The sequence below is a fragment of the Vibrio sp. SBT000027 genome (genome assembly GCF_963894355.1).
Lineage (GTDB): Bacteria > Pseudomonadota > Gammaproteobacteria > Enterobacterales > Vibrionaceae > Vibrio > Vibrio splendidus.
Genome location: NZ_CAWQGD010000003.1, coordinates 214843 through 235733 on the forward strand (window position 1 = coordinate 214843; position 20891 = coordinate 235733).

The 20891-nt window shown below is 44.9% G+C and carries 25 protein-coding genes and 1 riboswitch; of the genes, 12 read left to right on the forward strand and 13 right to left on the reverse strand.

All coding sequences use genetic code 11. The features are described from left to right. The first annotated feature begins 119 nt into the window (after window positions 1-119). The 5 genes from mpl (at window position 120) to thiQ (ending at window position 5753) form a co-directional block, all read left to right on the forward strand. Window positions 120-1478: a UDP-N-acetylmuramate:L-alanyl-gamma-D-glutamyl-meso-diaminopimelate ligase gene (gene mpl, locus AACU28_RS09560; RefSeq protein ID WP_121602841.1), complete on the forward strand. Its 1359-nt coding sequence runs from the start codon at window positions 120-122 to the stop codon at window positions 1476-1478. A gap of 38 nt (window positions 1479-1516) precedes the next feature. Beyond that, on the forward strand, window positions 1517-2140 hold the full coding sequence (locus AACU28_RS09565) for a flavin prenyltransferase UbiX (RefSeq protein WP_016787846.1): 624 nt from the start codon (window positions 1517-1519) through the stop codon (window positions 2138-2140). 43 nt (window positions 2141-2183) lie between these two features. Next, window positions 2184-2303, forward strand: a riboswitch (TPP riboswitch). A gap of 53 nt (window positions 2304-2356) precedes the next feature. Next, the gene (gene thiB, locus AACU28_RS09570) at window positions 2357-3349 is read left to right on the forward strand and encodes a thiamine ABC transporter substrate binding subunit (RefSeq protein WP_121602842.1); all 993 of its coding nucleotides are present in this window, start codon (window positions 2357-2359) and stop codon (window positions 3347-3349) included. A gap of 86 nt (window positions 3350-3435) precedes the next feature. Then, window positions 3436-5049 (forward strand): thiamine/thiamine pyrophosphate ABC transporter permease ThiP, encoded by a 1614-nt coding sequence (thiP, locus tag AACU28_RS09575; protein ID WP_017083750.1) that lies wholly within the window; start codon window positions 3436-3438, stop codon window positions 5047-5049. Further along, a complete protein-coding gene (thiQ, locus tag AACU28_RS09580) occupies window positions 5049-5753 on the forward strand; it encodes a thiamine ABC transporter ATP-binding protein (protein WP_121602843.1) in 705 nt (234 codons plus the stop codon). Before thiP ends, thiQ begins: the two co-directional genes overlap by 1 nt. A gap of 108 nt (window positions 5754-5861) precedes the next feature. On the opposite strand, the gene yjgA is transcribed toward thiQ, so the two are convergent. Further along, complete coding sequence (gene yjgA, locus AACU28_RS09585; RefSeq protein WP_017083748.1) at window positions 5862-6386, reverse strand: ribosome biogenesis factor YjgA; 525 nt, start codon at window positions 6384-6386, stop codon at window positions 5862-5864. Window positions 6387-6504: 118 nt separating this feature from the next. Between yjgA and pmbA the strand changes: the two genes are divergently transcribed. Next, window positions 6505-7848 (forward strand): metalloprotease PmbA, encoded by a 1344-nt coding sequence (gene pmbA, locus AACU28_RS09590; RefSeq protein WP_004735297.1) that lies wholly within the window; start codon window positions 6505-6507, stop codon window positions 7846-7848. Window positions 7849-7996: 148 nt separating this feature from the next. Here pmbA and mgtE read toward each other — a convergent pair whose 3' ends face one another. The 12 genes from mgtE to AACU28_RS09650 all read right to left on the reverse strand — a co-directional run bounded on the left by mgtE (window position 7997) and on the right by AACU28_RS09650 (window position 17279). Next, entirely contained in the window at window positions 7997-9352 is a 1356-nt protein-coding gene (gene mgtE, locus AACU28_RS09595) for a magnesium transporter (protein WP_121602844.1), read from the reverse strand. A gap of 148 nt (window positions 9353-9500) precedes the next feature. Then, window positions 9501-9776, reverse strand: a complete 276-nt coding sequence (locus tag AACU28_RS09600) for an HPr family phosphocarrier protein (RefSeq protein ID WP_004735299.1) — start codon at window positions 9774-9776, stop codon at window positions 9501-9503. Between the two features lie 2 nt (window positions 9777-9778). Further along, window positions 9779-10648 (reverse strand): RNase adapter RapZ, encoded by an 870-nt coding sequence (gene rapZ, locus AACU28_RS09605; protein ID WP_004735300.1) that lies wholly within the window; start codon window positions 10646-10648, stop codon window positions 9779-9781. 1 nt (window position 10649) lies between these two features. Continuing rightward, entirely contained in the window at window positions 10650-11111 is a 462-nt protein-coding gene (gene ptsN / locus AACU28_RS09610) for a PTS IIA-like nitrogen regulatory protein PtsN (RefSeq protein WP_004735301.1), read from the reverse strand. A gap of 1 nt (window position 11112) precedes the next feature. Continuing rightward, window positions 11113-11400, reverse strand: a complete 288-nt coding sequence (gene hpf / locus AACU28_RS09615; protein ID WP_004735302.1) for a ribosome hibernation promoting factor — start codon at window positions 11398-11400, stop codon at window positions 11113-11115. A gap of 72 nt (window positions 11401-11472) precedes the next feature. Then, entirely contained in the window at window positions 11473-12933 is a 1461-nt protein-coding gene (locus AACU28_RS09620) for an RNA polymerase factor sigma-54 (RefSeq protein WP_004735303.1), read from the reverse strand. 54 nt (window positions 12934-12987) lie between these two features. Next, window positions 12988-13713 carry an LPS export ABC transporter ATP-binding protein gene (gene lptB / locus AACU28_RS09625; protein WP_004735304.1) on the reverse strand — a complete coding sequence of 242 codons (726 nt, stop codon included), beginning with the start codon at window positions 13711-13713 and terminating at the stop codon, window positions 12988-12990. Between the two features lie 2 nt (window positions 13714-13715). Then, on the reverse strand, window positions 13716-14210 hold the full coding sequence (lptA, locus tag AACU28_RS09630; RefSeq protein ID WP_004735305.1) for a lipopolysaccharide transport periplasmic protein LptA: 495 nt from the start codon (window positions 14208-14210) through the stop codon (window positions 13716-13718). After that, entirely contained in the window at window positions 14191-14754 is a 564-nt protein-coding gene (gene lptC / locus AACU28_RS09635; RefSeq protein ID WP_102492094.1) for an LPS export ABC transporter periplasmic protein LptC, read from the reverse strand. Before lptC ends, lptA begins: the two co-directional genes overlap by 20 nt. Continuing rightward, on the reverse strand, window positions 14751-15308 hold the full coding sequence (gene kdsC, locus AACU28_RS09640; protein WP_004735307.1) for a 3-deoxy-manno-octulosonate-8-phosphatase KdsC: 558 nt from the start codon (window positions 15306-15308) through the stop codon (window positions 14751-14753). Before kdsC ends, lptC begins: the two co-directional genes overlap by 4 nt. After that, complete coding sequence (locus AACU28_RS09645; RefSeq protein WP_121602845.1) at window positions 15308-16279, reverse strand: KpsF/GutQ family sugar-phosphate isomerase; 972 nt, start codon at window positions 16277-16279, stop codon at window positions 15308-15310. The genes kdsC and AACU28_RS09645 overlap by 1 nt, the downstream gene beginning before the upstream one ends. 34 nt (window positions 16280-16313) lie before the next feature. Next, window positions 16314-17279, reverse strand: a complete 966-nt coding sequence (locus AACU28_RS09650; protein WP_004735309.1) for a calcium/sodium antiporter — start codon at window positions 17277-17279, stop codon at window positions 16314-16316. Window positions 17280-17544: 265 nt separating this feature from the next. On the opposite strand from AACU28_RS09650, the gene mlaF reads away from it, so the two are divergent. The 6 genes from mlaF to ibaG all read left to right on the forward strand — a co-directional run bounded on the left by mlaF (window position 17545) and on the right by ibaG (window position 20890). Further along, on the forward strand, window positions 17545-18339 hold the full coding sequence (gene mlaF / locus AACU28_RS09655) for a phospholipid ABC transporter ATP-binding protein MlaF (RefSeq protein WP_004735311.1): 795 nt from the start codon (window positions 17545-17547) through the stop codon (window positions 18337-18339). Between the two features lies 1 nt (window position 18340). Next, the gene (gene mlaE / locus AACU28_RS09660; protein ID WP_004735312.1) at window positions 18341-19120 is read left to right on the forward strand and encodes a lipid asymmetry maintenance ABC transporter permease subunit MlaE; all 780 of its coding nucleotides are present in this window, start codon (window positions 18341-18343) and stop codon (window positions 19118-19120) included. Between the two features lie 2 nt (window positions 19121-19122). Continuing rightward, complete coding sequence (gene mlaD / locus AACU28_RS09665; RefSeq protein ID WP_017078788.1) at window positions 19123-19614, forward strand: outer membrane lipid asymmetry maintenance protein MlaD; 492 nt, start codon at window positions 19123-19125, stop codon at window positions 19612-19614. 70 nt (window positions 19615-19684) lie between these two features. After that, window positions 19685-20314: an MlaC/ttg2D family ABC transporter substrate-binding protein gene (locus AACU28_RS09670; RefSeq protein ID WP_133151766.1), complete on the forward strand. Its 630-nt coding sequence runs from the start codon at window positions 19685-19687 to the stop codon at window positions 20312-20314. Beyond that, window positions 20314-20622, forward strand: coding sequence for an STAS domain-containing protein (locus tag AACU28_RS09675; protein WP_004735315.1), 309 nt, complete (start codon window positions 20314-20316; stop codon window positions 20620-20622). The genes AACU28_RS09670 and AACU28_RS09675 overlap by 1 nt, the downstream gene beginning before the upstream one ends. Window positions 20623-20635: 13 nt before the next feature. After that, complete coding sequence (gene ibaG / locus AACU28_RS09680; RefSeq protein ID WP_004735316.1) at window positions 20636-20890, forward strand: BolA family iron metabolism protein IbaG; 255 nt, start codon at window positions 20636-20638, stop codon at window positions 20888-20890. Window position 20891 lies beyond the last annotated feature (1 nt).

Consider the following 20891-nt stretch of genomic DNA (forward strand, 5'->3'; position numbering starts at 1 on the left):
ACTATGTCGACTAAATTTGTTTTGCATTGCTGCTCGCTTTTAATCGCCATTTAATGATAATGAGTGCAAGTAGTTTGATTTAGACATGGCTCATTTAGCCAAGCGTTTGGAAGCAATATATGCATATTCACATCTTAGGGATTTGTGGCACCTTCATGGGTGGTGCCGCGGTATTGGCTCGTCAATTAGGTCACAAGGTTACGGGTAGTGACGCGAATGTTTACCCTCCAATGAGCACTTTGTTGGAATCGCAAGGGATTGAAATTATTGAAGGGTTCGATCCTAGTCAATTAGAGCCAAGTCCTGATCTCGTGGTTATCGGTAATGCGATGAGCCGTGGTAACCCGTGTGTTGAGTATGTATTGGATAATAACCTTAGATACACATCAGGCCCGCAATGGTTGCAAGAATTTCTACTGCATGACCGTTGGGTATTAGCGGTATCGGGAACGCATGGCAAGACAACAACATCGAGCATGCTGGCTTGGATTTTAGAAGACTGTGGCTATGCGCCTGGCTTCTTAGTTGGTGGTGTGTTGGGTAACTTTGGTATCTCTGCTCGCCTTGGTAAAAGCATGTTCTTCGTGGTTGAAGCCGACGAATATGACAGTGCTTTTTTCGATAAACGATCTAAGTTCGTTCATTACCACCCAAGAACCTTGGTGATGAATAATCTTGAGTTCGATCATGCGGATATCTTTGACGATCTTGAAGCGATCAAGCGACAGTTCCATCATTTGGTTCGCACTGTGCCAAGTAATGGTCGTATTTTCTCACCGAAGCAAGATACGGCTATTGAAGGTGTTCTATCTCGTGGGTGTTGGAGTGAGACTGAATCGAGCGGCGAACTTGGCGATTGGGATGCCAAGAAACTGGTTAAAGATGGCTCTAAATTTGAGGTCTATTTCCAAGACGAATGTGTTGGAACCGTAGACTGGGATTTGGTTGGCGATCATAACGTAAGTAATGCCTTGATGGCGATTGCGGCGGCAAGACATGTAGGTGTGACACCCGACTTAGGATGTGAATCACTGGCGACTTTCATTAATACCAAGCGTCGCTTAGAGTTTAAAGGCGAAGTGGCAGGTGTTTCTGTCTATGACGATTTTGCTCATCATCCTACAGCGATTGAACTTACTCTGGGTGGCTTACGTAATAAGGTCGATACGAAAAAAATCATTGCTGTTTTAGAGCCCCGTTCTGCCACCATGAAGCGTGGTGTGCATAAAGAAACCTTGGCTGATTCGCTCAAACAGGCGGATTCTACCTACTTATTCCAACCAGATAACATTGATTGGTCTGTACAAGATGTTGCCGATGCGTGCCATCAGCCCGCACATGTAAGTGATGACATGGATGCATTCGTTGCTAGAATTGTCTCAGAGGCACAAGCGGGCGACCAAATCTTAGTAATGAGTAATGGTGGCTTTGGTGGTATTCACCAGAAATTGTTGGATGCGTTGGCACTCAAAGGCTAACGGTATTCACGACCTTATATTTTGAAGTAATTGAGAACATGACAAAACACGATAAAGCTATAACCCTCGCTTTCACTGGCGCATCAGGTGCGCCTTATGGCCTGCGTTTACTTGAATGCCTTTTGGCGGCGGATTATCAGGTCTATTTACTGATATCGTCGGCTGCGCGAGTGGTGTTGGCGACCGAGCATGAACTTAAGTTACCTGCAGGGCCCGATGCAGCGAAACAAGCTTTGGTTAAACACCTTGGGTGTGACCCCGAAAAGCTGGTGGTGTGTGGCAAAGATGATTGGTTCTCTCCGGTTGCCTCTGGCTCAGCAGCGCCGAAGCAGATGGTCGTTTGCCCATGTTCAGCGGGAAGCTTGGCTTCAATTGCTCATGGCCTGTCAGATAATCTGATTGAGCGTGCTGCAGATGTGGTCATGAAAGAACGAGGCCAACTGTTGTTGGTGGTTCGTGAGACGCCATTCTCGACGCTGCACTTAGAGAACATGCATAAGCTATCGACTATGGGCGTGACGATCATGCCTGCCGCTCCGGGTTTTTATCATCAACCTAAGTCGATTGAAGATCTGGTCGATTTTATGGTGGCGCGCATTTTGGATCATCTTGGCATTGAGCAAGGTTTAGTGCCACGTTGGGGTTACGATCAACGTAATTGATCCAAACTTGATAGCTTATTGTTAAAATTCGAATTACAATTCTGAACACTCATCGGGGAGCGAACCATTCAAATAATGAATGCGAGCTGAGATCAAGCAAGTGCTTGGGACCCGTAAACCTGAACCAGATAATGCTGGCGTAGGAATTGAGTTAGGAACAACTTCTACCGTTCTCCTCCCTCAAACCTGTGCCGCTCAGACCATGGAGAGCGTCCAGTGAAATTTACATTAACAACTCTTGCTGTTACTACAGCCATCTCTTTTTCTGCCTTTGCTGCAGACAATACCCTAACGGTTTATACCTATGACTCTTTTGCTGCGGATTGGGGACCTCGTCCTGCCGTTGAAAAAGCATTTGAAGAAAAGTGTGGCTGCGATGTGAACTTTGTCGCGCTAGAAGATGGCGTGTCTATTCTGAACCGCTTACGTCTTGAAGGTGGGAACAGCAAAGCTGATATCGTGTTAGGCCTAGATAACAATCTGATGGCTGAAGCGAAAGCGACGGGCTTATTAGCTAAGCACAGTGTTGATACTTCATCAGTAACGCTTCCTAATGGTTGGAACGACAGTACTTTTGTCCCTTATGACTTTGGCTACTTTGCGTTTATCTATAACAAAGAGAAACTAGCAAACCCGCCTAAGAGCTTGAAAGAACTGGTTGAGCAGCGTGATGATCTCAAGGTTATCTACCAAGACCCACGTACATCAACGCCGGGTCAAGGCATGATGTTATGGATGAAGTCAGTATACGGTGATGAAGCGACAGCAGCTTGGAAGAAGCTCGCTCAGAAAACGGTTACTGTGACTAAAGGTTGGTCTGAAGCTTACTCTATGTTCTTAAAGGGTGAGTCGGACTTAGTCTTGTCTTACACGACTTCTCCGGCTTACCACATCATTGCAGAAAGTGATTCTAAGTACGCAGCAGCAAGCTTTGAAGAAGGCCATTACACTCAAGTGGAAGTGGCAGCGAAAGTTAAAGGCAGCAAGAACGAAAAGCTTGCCGATGAGTTTATGGCGTTTATCCTAAGTGATGAATTCCAATCTGCGATGCCAACGGGCAACTGGATGTACCCAGTGACGGATATCGAGCTACCAAAAGGGTTTGATCAGTTAACAGTACCGCGGAAAGCTCTGAGTTTTACGCCTGAAGAAATCGCTGCTAAGCGTAAGCCATGGATTCGTGAATGGCAGAGTGCACTTACTTTTTAAAAGATTAGCTTTCTAGCTTAACTTTCTGTATTTAAAGGTTCGTTCGATATTAACTGAGTGAACCACTTACGGTAAAAAATCAATTTATGATAAAGAAAACACCTAAGGTCGGGATCTGGGTTGCGATACTCATTACCGCCTTTGTGGTTTCAGCAGTTGGGGCATTGCTTAGCAATGCCCCTTCTCTTGATATCAGCCAAGTATGGTCCGATCCTTACTATTGGCATGTAACGAAATTCAGTTTTTATCAAGCGACACTCTCAACTGTGCTGAGTGTTGGCTTTGCTATACCTATTGCTCATGCTTTGTGTCGCAGGCAATTTTTTGGGCGAGCTCTGTTGTTAAGGCTGTTCGCGTCGACCTTGGTTCTGCCTGTGTTAGTTGGCGTGTTTGGTTTGCTTGCAATTTATGGCAACAGTGGTTGGTTAGCTAAATTTCTGGCGAACTTCGATATTGAATTACCATTCTCGATTTATGGTTTGAATGGCATTTTGCTGGCGCATGTCTTCTTTAACCTGCCCTATGCCAGTCGTTTACTTTTACAAGCTTTAGATACCGTGCCTGCCGAGCAACATAAGCTGTGTGCTCATTTGGGTATGAGTCATTGGAATAAATTTAAATGGGTTGAATGGCCTCGTTTAAGACAACAACTGCCTCATGTGTGTGGCCTAGTCTTCATGCTGTGCTTCACCAGCTTTGCTACCGTGATGGCGCTAGGTGGAGGTCCGAAATCGACCACTATCGAACTGGCTATTTATCAAGCGATTAAATTCGATTTTGACCTACAGGCTGGTGCGTTACTCGCGATATGGCAAATGCTGCTGTGTGGTGTATTAGCGGTGAGTATTCAGCGCCTGTCGAAACCTATTTCAGTGACGGCCAGTCAGTTGTCGGAAGAGAAATATTTGGTTAAGGACTGCTGGTGGTCAAAAGCTTGGGATAGCTTTTGGATCATAGTAGTCTCAATGCTGGTATTGCCGCCATTAGCCATGGTTATCGTCAGTGGTATTAACTCACAAGCACTGATTGTGCTCAGCAGCGAACCGTTTTGGGCTGCGTTAATGACCTCAGTTAAAGTTGCGTCCTTAGCAAGTGTTATTGCTGTCGGTATTGGTATTGCGATACTGCTGACCAGTCGTGCATGGCGTTTGCAGAATAAGAACTTTAGAGCCGATAAAATCGAGCTGATTGGTACCATTATCTTAGTGACACCAGGGTTAGTGATCAGTACGGGACTCTTCTTATTACTGCGTTCATTTACCGATGTATTTAGCTTAGCTTTCTTTATTGTGATTGCCGTGAATAGCTTAATGGCACTGCCTTATGTGATTAAAACCTTAGCCCAACCTATGTTGCATTTATCTCAACAGTATCAATACGTGTGTGCAAGCTTGGGAATGACAGGTTTCACTCGTTTTAGGCTGGTGGAGTGGCGCGCACTACGTAAACCAATGGCGCAAGCCTTTTCTATTAGCTTTATGCTGGCGATGGGGGACTTGAGTGCCATTGCCTTGTTTGGTAGCCAAGATTTTAGAACGCTGCCTTTGTATCTATTCCAATTGTTAGGCAGCTATCAAATGGAAGCTGCCGCGGTGGTTTCTGTGAGTTTACTGCTGCTGAGTGTGGGCAGTTTTAGCTTAATAGAATTTTTATTTACTCGAAGTTCAAAGCCCAATGCTAAAGAGTTAAGGAACCGATGATGTTAGTGATGAAAGAGGTGGACTACCACTATCACCGAGAGTTGTTTCGCTTTGATTTTCAAGCTGAGCAGGGGGATATTGTCGCGTTGATGGGGCCGAGTGGCGCTGGTAAATCAACGTTGTTGGCGCTAGTCGCGGGGTTCATAGAGCCTACATCGGGTGAGATCTCAGTGGCAGGACAATCGCTTATTGGTAAAGAGGCACATCAACGCCCATTGGCTATGCTGTTCCAAGAACACAATCTTTTTGCTCATCTCACCGTACGTGAAAATATTGGTTTAGGGCTGCATCCAGGATTAAAGCTTACGGCAACCCAAAAGCTCAAAGTTGAGCAAGCAGCCGCACAAGTAGGTGTTGCAGAGTATTTAGATAGATTGCCTGAGCATTTATCGGGTGGCCAGCGCCAGCGTGTCGCGTTAGCTCGCTGTTTTGTTCAGCCTCATGATATCTGGTTGCTTGATGAACCTTTCTCTGCGCTTGATCCTTTGCTGCGCGAGGAGATGCTTAGCTTAGTGAAGCGATTAGCGGCAGAACGAAATATTACGGTATTGATGGTAACTCACCATTTAGGTGATGCACGCAGTATCGCGAATAAGTTTATTTTTGTGGCGCTAGGTAAGGTGTTGGTTGAAGACTCGATAGAAGCACTGACAGCTACTCATCCACAGCAAGAATTAAGCTCGTTTGTTAAAGCGGGTGAGTGACGACTGAGTATTGGTCTTGATGGCTTTTGATATTGAGTAAGTAGAAAACAAAAAGACCTAGCATGTGCTAGGTCTTTTATTATCTTTCTGAGTAAAGGGAGACGAAGATTAGTCGCCTTGCTTTAGCTCTTTTAAGATTTGGAAGATCTCGCGAGAAGACTTCGCTGGCTTGTTTGCTGATTTCTCTTTGTTAGCTTGGCGAGCTAGCTGACGAAGACGTTGACGGTCTGCTTCAGGGTACATTTCCATAACGTCAGAAATGGCAGCATCACCTTCTGCAACAACGCGGTCACGCAGTTGTTCTAGTTTGTGCAGTTCAACTGTTGCTTGAGAGTGTTTGTTGCGAATTTTATCTAAAGCCGCTTGAATTGGCTCTGGATCTACATTGCGCATTACTTTACCAATGTATTGAAGCTGACGGCGCTTTGCTTCATTTTTAAAGCGTTGTGCATCTTTAATCGCTTGTGCCAGGTCTTCAGACAAAGGGAACTTATCAAGAATAGAAGGCTTTAGTTCAACAAGCTCTTCTCCCAGCTTTTGCAGGGCATCCATGTCCGTTTTCATTTCTGTCTTACTTACCCAGATGATTTCTTCTTCTGGTTCCCATGGGGCTTTTTGGTTTTTGCGAGCCATCTTTTCTGCCTATGTCACTATCTCAAACGAATATATTGCCTATTTTAGCAAGAATCTTGGGGAGAAAGCGAAATTCTTGTTATCCTACGTAATATTGACCTAAAAAATTAGAATAGATATGGATGTAAAACAGCAAGTCGCCCAGCAAAGAGTTGAGCTAGAAGCCGCAGTAGCTAAAGCGTTGGATATGGCATCAGTGAGTGCAGACGCAGCTGAGGTCGCTATTACTAAGTCAACGGGTTTAAGTGTTTCAACACGTATGTGTGAAGTGGAAAACGTTGAATTTAATAGTGATGGTGCTCTAGGTATTACTGTTTACCGCGGCCAGAAAAAAGGCAGCGCATCTACATCTGATCTGAGTGAAAAGGCAATTGCTCAAACAGTCGCGGCTGCGCTTGATATCGCTCAGTACACTTCTGAAGACCCATTTGCAGGTCCTGCAGCAAAAGAATACATGGTAAAAGAAATTCCAGATTTGGATCTTTTCCACCCTGATGAACCAAACCCCGACTATGCCGCTGAGATTGCGATTGCTGCTGAGAAGCAAGCGCTAGCTTATAGCGACAAGATCAAACAAAGTGATGGTGCAAGCTACGACAGTCACTATGGTGTTAAGGTTTATGGTAACAGCCATGGCTTACTAGCAAGCTATGCCTCAAGCCGCCATAGCACGAGCTGCTGTGTGATTGGACAAGGCGCTAATGGTGAAATGGAACGTGACTACAGCTACACCGTTGCACGTCATCGTGATGAGCTATGGGCGCCTGAGCGTGTTGGTCAAGAAGCGGCAGAAAAAACCATCAGCCGTTTGGATGCTAAAAAGCTACCAACAGGCCAATATCCAATTATGTTCGCGAACGATGTTGCTACAGGTCTAATTGGCCACCTTGTGATGGCAATTAGCGGTGGTAACCTTTACCGTAAGTCTTCGTTCTTACTGGATCATCTAGGTCAGAAAATTTTGCCAGATTGGTTCAATATCTCTGAGCGTCCGCATATCTTACGTGGTTTGGCTTCAAGCCCATTCGATAGCGAAGGTGTTTACACTCAAGATCGTGAAATCATCACCGATGGTGTGTTAGCAACTTACCTGCTAACGAGCTACGCCGCACGTAAAATGGATATGACACCAACAGGTCATGCGGGTGGTATTCATAACTGGTTCGTTAAATCGACCGGTCAAAACTTTGAGCAAATGCTAAAAGAGTTAGGCACAGGCTTTCTTGTGACTGAAGTGATGGGTCAAGGCGTTAATACCGTGACAGGTGATTATTCTCGTGGTGCAGCAGGTTTCTGGGTTGAGAACGGAGAGATCCAATACCCTGTATCGGAAGTGACGATCGCGGGCAATCTAAAAGATATGTTCACTCAGATTGTAGCGGTAGGTAACGACGTTGAAACTCGTTCACAAATTCAAACCGGTTCTATCTTGCTTGAATCGATGAAAGTCGCGGGTGAGTAATTTACTTAATTTGCTTTAGTTTAAATCTGAAGCTCAAACCTGAAGCGTAAATCTGACCTATTAAAAAGGGAGCCTCTGGCTCCCTTTTTGTATTCAGCATCCCATCTTAGAACTGGCTATCTGTTTATTCACACTAGATAAGCATGAGTTAGATAAGAATGGTGGCTAGGCCTAAGAATACCGATAGGCCAATCACATCGGTTACTGTGGTCAGAGCCATACCGCCTGCAAGGGCAGGGTCGATATTCATCTTCTTCAGCATCACAGGAATGGTTACACCGGCGATACCCGCGACAATCAAGTTTGTCATCATCGCTGCTGAGATGATGGCTCCCAAGATCCAATTGCCTTTCCAAGCAACCACTATGCCGCCAATGATAACGGCCCATAGAATACCGTTAAGGAAGCCGATAGAGGCTTCTTTGAGTAGCAGTTCGCGTTTGTTACTGTCACCAATGTGACCAAGCGCTAAACCACGAATCACTAGAGCGACGGTTTGGTTACCTGCCACACCACCCATGGACGGTACGATAGTCATCAAAACGGCAATCGCGGCCATCTCATTCAGTGTGGCCTCAAACATATTCGACACAGACGCTGCCGCGAGTGCTGCCAAAACGTTTGCGCCTAGCCATACACTACGACGCCGAGCGGATTTTACGACCGGTGCGAAGGTATCTTCGTCATCGTCCATACCCGCCATACTCATCATTGAGTGCTCGGCATCTTCACGGATAACATCAACCACGTCATCGATCGTGATACGACCGACAAGATGTTGATTTACATCGACAACAGGAGCTGACACCCAGTTACGACGTTCGAACAGGCTGGCGATATCAGAGGCACTGGTTTCAACGGCGATCGCTTCGTCGGCATCTTCCATCACTTCTGAAACAGACACATCAGGCTGAGTCGTAATCAGTGTGCTGAGCGATAGGTTACCAATGAGGCGTTCGTCGTCATCGATAACATATAATGCATCGGTAGCGTCAGGTAATTCACCACGCATACGTAAATAACGCAGTACGACCTCAACATCGACATCACCGCGGATCGTGATTACGTCGGTGTTCATTAACGCACCCGCTGAATCTTCTGGGTACGATAGTGCGGTTTCAACTAAAGCACGATCAACGGAGTCCATTTGAGAAAGGACTTCGCGAGAAACATCGTCAGGTAGGCTTCGAAGTACGTACGCGACGTCATCGGTTTCCATGCCTTCTGTTGCTTCTGCCAAGGTCTCTGGTGCCATTTTCGACACAAGAGCATCTTTGACGTCTTCGTTTAGCTCATCAAGAATTTCACCGTAGTCTTCAGGATCGGTGAGTTGCCAGAGTACGTCACGACTTTTGCGAGGGGAGGCTTCTAAAAGGTGTGCAATATCCTCAGGTTCCATATCCTGAAGTTGTCGGCGTACGTGAACAAATCGGCCGTTTTCTAGGGCTTCGCTGACTTCTTGGAGGGTTTGGTGAGCTTGGTCGAATTCTAATTGCTCTGCCATATTTTCCTCCTATCTCATTATTCTAACAATGCTTGGAATAGTAACTTAATTCTGGGGCTTATTTAAATCATTAACTTAGGTAGAGCTAAGAATTAATATTGGTTGATGCGTGGTTTGAGTTCTAGATGTTGTGAGTGAAGCGTTTTTGCTACTCGCCTTCATCAAATCGGTCTTCAATTAGGTGACAAACGGCATCAAGCGCTTGCTGTGAATCGGTGCCTGCGGCTTGGATGGTGATGTGTTGCCCTTGCGCCGACTCCAGCATAAGTAGCCCCATTACACTGTCTGCTGTTGCCGTTTTATCTTCTTCACTATGGATAGTGATGGTTGCATCAAAGCTTTGTGCAAGCTCAACCAATTTTACGGCTGCTCTAGCGTGAAGACCCAAGCGATTTTGGATCAGTACAGTTCGAGTTAATTCCATGGTTAGCCCTGTTGGTGCTTCTCTAGGGAGGCGTGTCTGATTTGAACTTGATGGCCAAGTTGTTCGAAGTATTCACCAATTTTCTGAGTTAGGTAAACCGAGCGGTGTTTACCGCCAGTACAACCAATCGCGACCGTTAGATAACTGCGATTATTCTTCTCTAACATTGGCAACCACTGCTCAACAAAGCCTTGAATTTGCTGCTTGAGTTCAAGAACTTCTGAATGTTTTTCAAGAAAAGAGTGAATGGGTGCATCAAGACCCGTTAATGGTCGCAGTGCGGGTTCCCAGTGAGGATTCGGCAAAAAGCGAACATCAAACACATAGTCAGCATCACTTGGTAGGCCGTATTTGAAACCGAAAGATTGAAAGACAATGATCAGCTCTTGCTTCTCTTTACCTTCAACTTTAAATCGAACCTTTTCGCTCAATTCATAGAGGTTACAGTCACTGCTGTCAATCACAATGCTGGCTTGCTCTGCGAGAGGTGTTAGGAGTGTCTTTTCTAAATCAATCGCTTGCTCAAGAGATAACTTTTCCTGACCGATCGACAAAGGATGGATTCTGCGTGTTTCGCTGTAGCGTTTGAGTAGCGTTTGCTTACTTGCGTCTAGGAACAAAACGTTCACATCAATATCAGTGGCGGCTTCTAGTTGTTCTAGTGTCTCTGTAACTAACTGCGGTTCTTTCGGTAGGTTGCGAATATCAATGCTAACAGCGACGTTTTGATTGATCTCGCGTACCGATTCGACGAAGTCGCTTAGCAGGTTTACTGGAAGATTATCAACACAGTAATACCCCAAGTCTTCAAGGACTCGTAACGCAACACTTTTACCGGCCCCAGATTGGCCACTCACAACGATTAATCGCATGTTATTGCTCGCAAGTTGGCACTTGGATCATGATGTCGTAAAGCTCTTGATCGCTTTGAGCATTACGCAACTTTTTAAGAGTCTGCTTGTCGTTAAGTCGTTCTGCCATACATGAAAGGGTTTTTAGATGTTCCTTGCACTGTTCACTTGGAACAAGCAGGGCAAATAGTAGGTCGACAGGACGATTATCAATCGCATCAAATTCGATTGGGTCTTGGCATTGTAGTAATACAGCTATCGCTTTATCACTGACATTCATACGAGCATGAGGAATAGCGATGCCATTACCAATACCAGTACTGCCCATTTTTTCACGGCTCAACATGCACTCAAACAGTTCTGTTGAATCTTGACCACAGCTTTCTGCAGCGATCTGACTGATGAGCTCAAGGGCTCTTTTTTTGCTTGTGCATTGGACTGCACTTTTGGTGCAGTCCAATGAAAGTACTTCGCTTAATTGCATGTTAGTGACTACTTAGCTTTTCTTTGTGCTTGTTGAGTTGGCGGACGAGTTTATCAACCAATGAATCAATTGCGGCATACATGCTTTCATCAGTTGCTGTCGCATGGATTTCCCCCTGATTTATATGCAGGGTAGCTTCCGCGATTTGATTGATTTTCTCAACTTTTAAAACAACCTGAACGCTATTGATATGATCAAAGAAGCGCTCAAGTTTGTCGAATTTAGTGCGAACATAGTCTTGCATTGAATCGGTAAGATCAACGTGATGGCCTTGAATATTGATTTGCATAGACTTTCCTTTTCAGTTGGTTGCCAGGTTATAACTAAATTAATAGTTAACTAAATAGCTAACTAAATTAGCTTATAGCAGGCGTTTACGCTGACTCGATGGGGCAATGCCCAGAGACTCACGGTATTTCGCTATGGTACGTCTAGCTACCTGAATTCCTTGGTCAGCCAGTAAAGCAGCAATCTTACTGTCACTGAGAGGCTTCGCGGTATTTTCCGCTGCGACAAGCTTCTTAATGAGTGCGCGAATTGCTGTAGATGAACATTCACCGCCATTGTCAGTGCTGACATGGCTTGAGAAAAAGTATTTGAGTTCGAAGATGCCACGTGGCGTGTGCATGAATTTTTGAGTCGTCACACGAGAGATCGTGGATTCGTGCATATCAACGGCTAACGCAACATCATTCAGAACCATTGGCTTCATCGCTTCTTCGCCATGTTCGAAGAAATCACGCTGATGTTCAACAATGCATCGCGCAACTTTGAGTAGCGTCTCATTTCGGCTTTCTAAGCTTTTGATTAGCCATTTTGCTTCTTGCAAATTTGAGCGAATGAATTGGTTGTCTGCGCTGCTGCCCTTGCTACCAAGAGCGGCATATTGCTGATTTACTTTCAGCTTAGGGACACTATCAGGGTTAATGGTGACTAACCACTTTCCAAGATCTTTGAACACCGTTACGTCTGGAACCACATATTCAGTTTCGTCCGGTGTAATCTTACTGCCAGGTCGAGGATCCAGTTGCTGAATCAGTTGCAGAACCTCACGTAGTTCCGCTTCTTTCAGCTTGGTTTCTTTGATGACTAATTTGTAATCGCGGTTACCGAGTTGGTCGATGTGGCTAGTAAGTACTAACTTAGCTTCGTTAAGCCAAGGGGTATCCTGGGGAAAGGTTGCCAGTTGCAGTAACAAGCAATCTTGTAGGTTTACTGAACCGACACCCAGCGGGTCAAACTGCTGAACTCGTTTGCGGACGGCTTCAATCTCATCAAGCTCTACTTCTTCGCTATCGAAGTTTTCAAGGATATCTTCACAAGATACGGTGAGGTAGCCATAGTCATCAATGGCATCAATCAGCGCGAAAGCAATGCTTCGGTCAGTTTCAGAGAATGGTGTTAGGTCGAGTTGCCAAAGTAGGTAATCGTGTAGGCTTTGAGTCGTTTCGCCTTGATAAACAGGCATGTCGTCATCAATCGCAATACCAGTGTTACCTGTGTTTGCGCTGTAGACGTCTTCCCAAGTTGTGTCGATTTCTAGTTCGTTGCCAATTTCTGATTTTTCGATTAAGTCTGAACTATCAGGTAAATCTTGCTCTGTGGCTTCAACTGTTTCTTTCTCGTCACTGCTAGGTTTCTCTTCCGATGTAGGCGTATCTTCATTGCCTTCTTCGACATCGAGTAGTGGATTAGATTCAAGTGCTTCTTGAATCTCTTGCTGCAAATCTAAAGTAGACAATTGCAACAAACGAATCGCTTGCTGCAATTGAGGAGTCATTGCTAACTGTTGGCCTAGCTTAAGTTGTAATGAGGGTTTCATTCAGTGTGACTTACCTAGTTATTATTCTTAGAACTCTCGATACTCTCTATATAATCATAGACGGAATTGTTCGCCTAGATAAACTTGTTTAACTTGTTCGTTATTGAGAACATCTTCAGGAGTACCCTCAGCGATCAGGTGTCCTTGGCTTACGATGTAAGCTTTTTCACACACATCTAATGTTTCACGAACGTTGTGATCGGTAATCAAAACGCCCAAGCCGCGATCGCGTAGGTGAACAATGATTTTCTTGATATCGATAACTGAGATCGGGTCAACACCGGCAAACGGTTCATCCAGCAGAATGAATTGCGGGTTTGCTGCTAGAGCTCGAGCAATCTCCACACGACGACGCTCACCACCTGACAGAGCCATACCATTACTGGTGCGGATATGTTGGATGTGAAACTCTTCTAGAAGGTCTTCCAGCTTATCTTGGCGCTGTTCGTTAGTCATCTCATCACGGGTTTGTAAAACGGCCATGATGTTGTTCTCAACAGACAACTTACGGAAAATCGATGCTTCTTGCGGTAGGTAACCGATACCAAGACGAGAACGACTGTGCATTGGCAAGATACTGATGTCACGGTCGTCAATGCTGATAGTACCTTCATCACGCGCAACCAGGCCAACTATCATATAGAAAGAGGTCGTTTTCCCCGCACCGTTAGGGCCAAGCAGACCAACGATCTGGCCTGACTCTACCTGCAAGCTTACATCGGTAACAACTTTGCGCTTGCTGTAGGTTTTCGCTAGGTTTTTTGCTTTAAGAACAGCCATCGTTACTTATTCACTTCCGTTGGTTGTAAAACCGTTGACACTCGTTTGTTTTCACCACTGTCGGCGACTAATTTTTGAGAGCCGATCTGGTAGGTGATCTTAGAGCCACGAATGATGCTGCCATCTTGAGATAGCATTGCATTCTTAGTCATGATCAATTTGTCGGCAACAAGCTGGTAATGTAAGTCGTCAGCTTCACCGTAGAGTGTCTTCCCGTCGTCAGTCAGTTGAGAGAAGGTCGCTGGCTTACCGAAGCCTTGAATTTCTTCAATCTCACCGTTTACGGCGTTGCGGGTAACAATAACCTTATCGGCATTGATATTGATGCTGCCTTGCTTAAGGTTTACATCACCAAGGAAAGTCACTTGGTTACTTTTCATATCCAATTGCTGGCTGTCTGAGTCAATGTAGACAGGTTGCTCGCTATCCGAAGAAAGGGCATAGACATTAGGCGCCGCAAGGGTCAAAGCGAATAAACTAAGGTGTAAGAGTTTCATATCTACCTTGAACAGAATTAAAGAGGGTTGCATTGTTGGTACCGAAGTTACCTTTCATTGCTTGTCCCTCAGTTTCAAAAAATGTACCGATCATATGGACCGGAGTCTCTGAATAAAAATCTCGGCTAGTCAGCTCAACAACCATTTTATCTGTGGTCATTGTATCGAAGCTGGCTTCTGGCAACAGGTTCTTTGCCACGACGTTGTCATAAAACGTGACAACTTGATTCTCATCCATAATCGCGCGATCAGCGGTGACTTGCCATTCAATCGTGTGCCCTTCTCGGAATACCGAAAGAACCGGGTTTTGAAAGTGCGTATCGCCAACCACTGAGTAGTGCTCTAAATACGTCGATTCAACCTGATAGCTACGAATACCGCTTTCGTCATAGCTAATGTTGTTTAGACTTTTGCCACTAAACGCGGGCAGCTCCAAATTTGGAGCCACTTGTATCGTTGATGTTTGCTCTTTGTCGTACAAGTAATAGGTCGACCAAGAGGCAATAAATATGAGTATTAAATAGATAATACGAGTAAAACTCATATGCTTAAACCTTTATGCACGTCGAGTTCATTTCTTGCTTGTAAAATAAGGTCGCAAACTTCACGTACCGCACCGTGACCACCGTTAATGGTTGTCACGTAATTTGCACGCTTTGCAAGTAGTGGATGACCATCTGCAACACATACTTTCAAGCCAACTTTTTCCATCACAGGCCAGTCGATCAGATCGTCTCCGATGTAGCCCGTATTTTCAGGATTTACAGAAAGCTTATCGCAAATATCTTGATATGCCTTAACTTTATCATCCTGACCTTGGTAAATAAGCTTAATACCGAGAGCGGTCATTCGATTCTCAACAATTTGAGATTTACGGCCAGTGATGATCGCGATTTCGATACCAGCGTTCATCAGTGACTTAATGCCATAGCCATCACGAGTGTGGAAGGTTTTCAGTTCTTCACCGTTGTTGCCCATGTAGATGCGACCATCTGAGAACACGCCATCGACATCGCAAATAAGCAATTTGATCTCTTTTGCTACGGCAAACACTTCTGAATCTACCGTGCCGTATAGAGTTTCGACTGTCTGTGTCATTACATTACTCCTGCTTTCAGTAAGTCATGCATGTTTAACGCTCCGACTAGTTTGCCTTCATGGCACAACATTAGGCCATTGATGCTCTTAGCTTGCATCAAGTTCAAACCCTCAACTGCGAGCATGTTTGGTTCCGCTACCGTCGGATTTAGCGTCATCACGTCGCCGATCTGCGTGTCATGGATATCGATACGCTTGTCTAGGATACGGCGCAAATCACCATCAGTAAAAATACCGGTCATTAGACCGTCTTCACCCACGATAGCCGTCATCCCCAAGCCTTTTTGAGATATCTCCAAAAGAGCGTCTCGTACCAATGCTTCCGGAGCTACCACTGGGAGTGCATCGCCCGTATGCATGATATCTTCAAGCTTCAATAATAGTTGTCGACCCAAAGCGCCGCCAGGGTGGGACAAAGCAAAATCTTGCGCAGTAAAGCCTCTGGCCTGTAACAGTGCGACGGCTAATGCATCACCCATCACCAAGGTTGCCGTTGTACTGGTTGTTGGTGCAAGCCCTAATGGACACGCTTCTTCTGGCACTGATATTTGTAAATGAATATCAGACAAAGTCGCCATATTTGATGCTGGCTTACCTGTCATGCTGATAATCTTGATGTTCAAACGCTTCAATACCGGGAACAAGCTTAGGATTTCACCTGATTCGCCAGAGTTGGATATTGCTATCACAACATCGCCAGCCCCGATCATTCCTAAGTCACCGTGCGCAGCCTCCCCGGGGTGTACGAAGAAAGCGGATGTCCCAGTACTTGCTAGTGTTGCTGCTATTTTTTTGCCGATGTGGCCAGATTTTCCCATGCCCATCACAACCACTTTTCCTTTGTTGTTCAGGATAAGGTCACAAGCTTTGCAAAAGTCATCATTAAAATATTGGTCCAATTGAGTAAGACCTGCAACTTCGGTTTCCAAAACTTGCTTTGCAACACTGCGATAATCGAATGACTGAGACATTAAATACTCCAAGTACGGGAAGTTAAATCAATAATTAAGCTGACATGTTCATAAGTAGGTAAGCTTGGTAGGCCACGAATGTCACAATTAACACACCGCCTTCAATACGATTCACACTACGTGATTTACCTAGCGCCATGACGACAAGCAGTAGCGATACGCCTAGCATTACCCAGAAATCACGACCCATCGCAAACTCGCTCAAGACTGAAGGGTTGAGGATGCCAGGGATACCCATAACAGCAAGGATGTTGAATACGTTCGAGCCAATGATATTACCCACGGCCATATCATCCTCACCCTTCATTACGCCAGCAAGTGATGCTGCTAGCTCAGGCAGGCTTGTACCAACGGCAATAATGGTTAAACCAATCACAAGGTCGCTCATGCCAAAGAACTTCGCGATAACAACGGCGTTATCAACCAACATGTTGGCAGCTAGAGGCAGAATAATCAGACCAACTACCACCCACATTGCGGCTTTAGGGTTGCTCACGCCTTCAGGAACTTCAGATTCTTGTTCTTCAAGGAAGGCATCGCCGTTCTTTTTCTCACTGCGGCTGATTTGCAGCATCGCGAACAAGAATGCGGCAAAAAGAACAAACAACAATACGCCTTCGTAGAACCCTAAATGGTTGTCCCACAGCAAAGCGCCCGCTAGTAGAGTGACACCAATCATCAATGGTAGTTCACGGCGAATCACACCAGAGCTAATTGATAGCGGTTTGATAAGCGCTGTAATACCCAAAATCAGTGCGATGTTGGCGATGTTTGAACCGAGAACGTTACCTACAGCCGTATCTGTTTTTCCATCAAGAGCAGCTGTTGCTGAAACCATCATTTCAGGAGCCGAAGACCCCATTGCTAGAATCGTCATACCGATAACTAATGGTGAGATACCAAAGTTGCGAGCAAGAGCAGCGGCGCCGTAAACCAGCTTATCTGCACTCCACACCAAAAAACCTAGACCGATAATAAGAAACGCAATCGCTTCAAGCATGATGATTCCTAAAAAATTAATAAAAAACGGAGAATTAACCGCTAATTTTGACCTGTTGCTAGATAAAAGGGAAGTCACTCGGCAAATTAATTACCAGTTAGCAGGCAAGAAAGAGAGCTCAATAGATAATTTTCTAATGCTTTCAAATCCCTGCATAGATTCCTGTTTAATATGAATTAATTGAACAGTGCTTTTAATTCTAAAGTAGACTCATTATTATTGCAGCCATAATTGGCGTATTTTAAAGCAAGGAAACAACAAAAATATGTTGAACACTGAGCTTGTGAAAGTTAAGAACCTCAGCTTCTCACGCGGTGAGCGCGTTATCTTTGATGACATCAGTTTAGAGGTGCCTCAAGGCAAAATAACCGCAATCATGGGCCCGTCAGGGATCGGTAAAACGACCTTGCTGCGTTTGATTGGCGGACAATTACCGCCAGATGAGGGCGAAATTTGGTTTGATGGCGACAATATCCCTGCATTATCACGTCGTAAGCTATATCAAGCCCGCAAGAAAATGAGCATGCTTTTCCAATCGGGTGCACTTTTTACTGATCTTAATGTCTTTGATAATGTGGCGTTTCCGCTGCGAGAGCACACTGAACTTAATGAAAAATTCATTCGTACCATCGTATTACTTAAGCTTGAAGCGGTAGGGTTACGAGGTGCTGCGCAATTGATGCCGAGTGAATTGTCTGGTGGGATGGCGAGACGTGCCGCGTTGGCTCGTGCGATCGCATTGGATCCAGAACTCATCATGTACGATGAACCATTTGTTGGCCAAGACCCGATAACTATGGGCGTCTTAGTTGAGCTGATCCGCAATCTCAATCAAGCTTTGGGCTTAACCTCTATTGTCGTTTCTCACGATGTGCCTGAGGTGATGAGTATTGCCGATTGGGTTTATCTGATGGCTGATGGAAAAATCATTGCTGCTGGTGCGCCTGATGAGTTGTACAACAACAGTGATCCGAGAGTGCAGCAATTTTTGCAAGGTGACGCGGATGGCCCTGTGCCGTTTAGATTTCCTGCGAAGAGCTTAAAAGAGGATTTGTTTTAATATGATTGTTAAAGCTATTGCGGGTGTCGGTAAGCGAACACTTGCGATCTGTGAGTCATTTGGTCGAGCAAGCCTGATGTTATTTGGGGCTTTGTTTGGCATCCCGAGACTAAAGAATTTCCCTTTATTCGTTAAACAACTTTATAGCGTTGGTGTTCAGTCATTAGCTATCATTTTAGTTTCGGGTTTGTTTATTGGCATGGTGCTCAGCCTGCAAGGCTATGTCGTGTTAATCGACTACGGTGCTGAAGGTAACCTTGGTCAAATGGTCGCGCTTTCACTGTTACGTGAGTTGGGCCCAGTGGTGACTGCGTTATTGTTTGCAGGCCGCGCAGGTTCAGCATTAACGGCTGAGATCGGCTTAATGAAAGCAACCGAACAGATCTCTAGCCTTGAAATGATGGCCGTCGATCCTCTCAAACGCATTATTGCGCCACGCCTTTGGGCCGGGCTTATCTCAATGCCACTGCTCGCTATGATCTTTATGGCGGTCGGGATTTGGGGGGCTCAGTTAGTTGGTGTTGATTGGAAGGGCATTGACCACGGCAGTTTCTGGTCAGCGATGCAGTCTTCCGTTGAGCTAGGTCGAGATATTGGTAACAGCACGATCAAATGTATGGTCTTTGCTATCACAGTAACTTGGATCGCACTTTTTAATGGTTATGATGCGGTACCGACCTCAGAAGGTATTAGTCAGGCAACCACACGCACTGTAGTGCACTCTTCTCTAGCGGTATTAGGGCTAGATTTTGTTCTTACCGCATTGATGTTTGGGAATTAATCATGCAACAAACTCGAAAATTAGAATTATGGGTCGGCACCTTTGTTATTGTCGGAATTTGCGCAATCTTAATCATGATCTTTCAAGTCGCTGACGTAAAAGGCTTAGGTTCGAACCATACTTACAATCTAAAAGCGACCTTTGACAACATTGGTAGCCTAAAAGTTCGCTCTCCAGTGAAGGTGGGTGGCGTCGTTGTCGGTCGAGTTAAAAGTATTGAGCTTGATACCGAGAGTTACCTTCCTGTCGTTGAATTATCTATTGATGCGAAGTACTCACAATTTCCAGATACCTCTAGTGCTCAAATCTTAACGTCTGGCTTAATCGGTGAGCAGTACATTAGTCTGGTTCCTGGCTTCATTTTTGATGATGAAGAGATGTTGGTTGATGGTGATTCTATTGAAGACACCAAGTCAGCATTAGTACTAGAAGATTTGATTGGCCAAGTGCTGTATAGCGTTGGTGGCTCTGATGACAGCGAAGCTAAGGAGTAAGATGATGTTGAAAACTATTAGTCATTTAAAAGATATTAGTCATTTAAAAGATATCGGTTACTTGAAATCAATGTTTATGGTAGCAATGGCTTCACTTATTTCTGCTCAAGTTTTTGCTGCAGAATCGATTGATCGCACTCAGCCTTATCAGATGATGACGCAAGTTGCTGAAGTGGCATTTGATCGTTTAAAGAGTGAGCAAGAGAATATCCAGCAAGATCCTGAGTTATTGAAGGTCATTGTGGAAGAAGAGTTGATGCCCTATGTTAATGCTCAATATGCGGCTCTTAAACTGCTAGGTCCAAACTTGAAAGGCGCGGATAGAAAAGACGTAGGCGTGTTTATCGATGCGTTCCGTAAATACCTTGTATCTTCTTACGCTCAAGTACTGACTCAGTACACAGATCAGACGATTGAATTTGGTCCAGAACCAAAAATCAAAGCAGATAGCCGTATTACCAGTATTAAGGTTAGTATCATAGATACGCCGCGACCAAACATTAAGCTTGAATTTAAGCTACGCAAAGACAAGAAGTCGGGCGAGTGGAAGGCGTTTGATATGGTTGCTGAAGGTATTAGCCTATTATCGAGCAAGCAATCAGAGTGGAATACTAAAATTCGTCAAGAAGGCATTTTACAAGTTGCCGATGAATTAGAGAAACTTGCAGCACAACCGATTCGTTTTGAGAGTAATAAATAATGAGCCACTCTCAATGGCAAGCACTAAGCTCTAAAGAGTATCAGCTGCTCGGTGATATAGACCGAGACAGTGTCCCTGCAATCTGGCGTATATTGGAAAAGTGGCAAACGACGGAATCGAGCGTTGAAATTGACCTTAGCCATATAAATCGAGTCGATTCAGCAGGAATGGTGATGCTAATTCACTTATTAGAGCATGCAAAAAATCAAAACTGTCATATAATGCTCAGTTTCGTGCCAGAACAATTACGAACGTTGTTCCAATTGAGCAATATCCAGCCAATGATGGCAGAACACATAAAAAATTAGGCAGGAGCTATTTGTGGACAGCACAAAAGTACAAGAATTATTAGCAGCGGCACTGAACCTTCAGGAGATTTTCGTGAAGGGTGAAGGCAGTCATTACGAAGTTGTTGCGGTTGATGCATGTTTTGACGGCATGAATCGAGTTAAGAAGCAGCAACTAATCTACGGCCCACTAATGGAATACATTCAACGCAATGACATCCATGCTCTTTCTATTAAGGCTTTCACGCCAGAAGAGTGGGAACGTGATAAGAAACTGATGTCACTTTAAG

What these genes read in the sequence shown, in the direction of transcription:
- mpl (WP_121602841.1), top strand. Translation starts at nt 120, where the DNA reads ATGCATATTCACATCTTAGGGATTTGTGGCACCTTCATGGGTGGTGCC.
- AACU28_RS09565 (WP_016787846.1), top strand. Translation starts at nt 1,517, where the DNA reads ATGACAAAACACGATAAAGCTATAACCCTCGCTTTCACTGGCGCATCA.
- thiP (WP_017083750.1), top strand. Translation starts at nt 3,436, where the DNA reads ATGATAAAGAAAACACCTAAGGTCGGGATCTGGGTTGCGATACTCATT.
- thiQ (WP_121602843.1), top strand. Translation starts at nt 5,049, where the DNA reads ATGTTAGTGATGAAAGAGGTGGACTACCACTATCACCGAGAGTTGTTT.
- yjgA (WP_017083748.1), bottom strand. Translation starts at nt 6,386, where the DNA reads ATGGCTCGCAAAAACCAAAAAGCCCCATGGGAACCAGAAGAAGAAATC.
- pmbA (WP_004735297.1), top strand. Translation starts at nt 6,505, where the DNA reads ATGGATGTAAAACAGCAAGTCGCCCAGCAAAGAGTTGAGCTAGAAGCC.
- mgtE (WP_121602844.1), bottom strand. Translation starts at nt 9,352, where the DNA reads ATGGCAGAGCAATTAGAATTCGACCAAGCTCACCAAACCCTCCAAGAA.
- AACU28_RS09600 (WP_004735299.1), bottom strand. Translation starts at nt 9,776, where the DNA reads ATGGAATTAACTCGAACTGTACTGATCCAAAATCGCTTGGGTCTTCAC.
- rapZ (WP_004735300.1), bottom strand. Translation starts at nt 10,648, where the DNA reads ATGCGATTAATCGTTGTGAGTGGCCAATCTGGGGCCGGTAAAAGTGTT.
- ptsN (WP_004735301.1), bottom strand. Translation starts at nt 11,111, where the DNA reads ATGCAATTAAGCGAAGTACTTTCATTGGACTGCACCAAAAGTGCAGTC.
- hpf (WP_004735302.1), bottom strand. Translation starts at nt 11,400, where the DNA reads ATGCAAATCAATATTCAAGGCCATCACGTTGATCTTACCGATTCAATG.
- AACU28_RS09620 (WP_004735303.1), bottom strand. Translation starts at nt 12,933, where the DNA reads ATGAAACCCTCATTACAACTTAAGCTAGGCCAACAGTTAGCAATGACT.
- lptB (WP_004735304.1), bottom strand. Translation starts at nt 13,713, where the DNA reads ATGGCTGTTCTTAAAGCAAAAAACCTAGCGAAAACCTACAGCAAGCGC.
- lptA (WP_004735305.1), bottom strand. Translation starts at nt 14,210, where the DNA reads ATGAAACTCTTACACCTTAGTTTATTCGCTTTGACCCTTGCGGCGCCT.
- lptC (WP_102492094.1), bottom strand. Translation starts at nt 14,754, where the DNA reads ATGAGTTTTACTCGTATTATCTATTTAATACTCATATTTATTGCCTCT.
- kdsC (WP_004735307.1), bottom strand. Translation starts at nt 15,308, where the DNA reads ATGACACAGACAGTCGAAACTCTATACGGCACGGTAGATTCAGAAGTG.
- AACU28_RS09645 (WP_121602845.1), bottom strand. Translation starts at nt 16,279, where the DNA reads ATGTCTCAGTCATTCGATTATCGCAGTGTTGCAAAGCAAGTTTTGGAA.
- AACU28_RS09650 (WP_004735309.1), bottom strand. Translation starts at nt 17,279, where the DNA reads ATGCTTGAAGCGATTGCGTTTCTTATTATCGGTCTAGGTTTTTTGGTG.
- mlaF (WP_004735311.1), top strand. Translation starts at nt 17,545, where the DNA reads ATGTTGAACACTGAGCTTGTGAAAGTTAAGAACCTCAGCTTCTCACGC.
- mlaE (WP_004735312.1), top strand. Translation starts at nt 18,341, where the DNA reads ATGATTGTTAAAGCTATTGCGGGTGTCGGTAAGCGAACACTTGCGATC.
- mlaD (WP_017078788.1), top strand. Translation starts at nt 19,123, where the DNA reads ATGCAACAAACTCGAAAATTAGAATTATGGGTCGGCACCTTTGTTATT.
- AACU28_RS09670 (WP_133151766.1), top strand. Translation starts at nt 19,685, where the DNA reads ATGTTTATGGTAGCAATGGCTTCACTTATTTCTGCTCAAGTTTTTGCT.
- AACU28_RS09675 (WP_004735315.1), top strand. Translation starts at nt 20,314, where the DNA reads ATGAGCCACTCTCAATGGCAAGCACTAAGCTCTAAAGAGTATCAGCTG.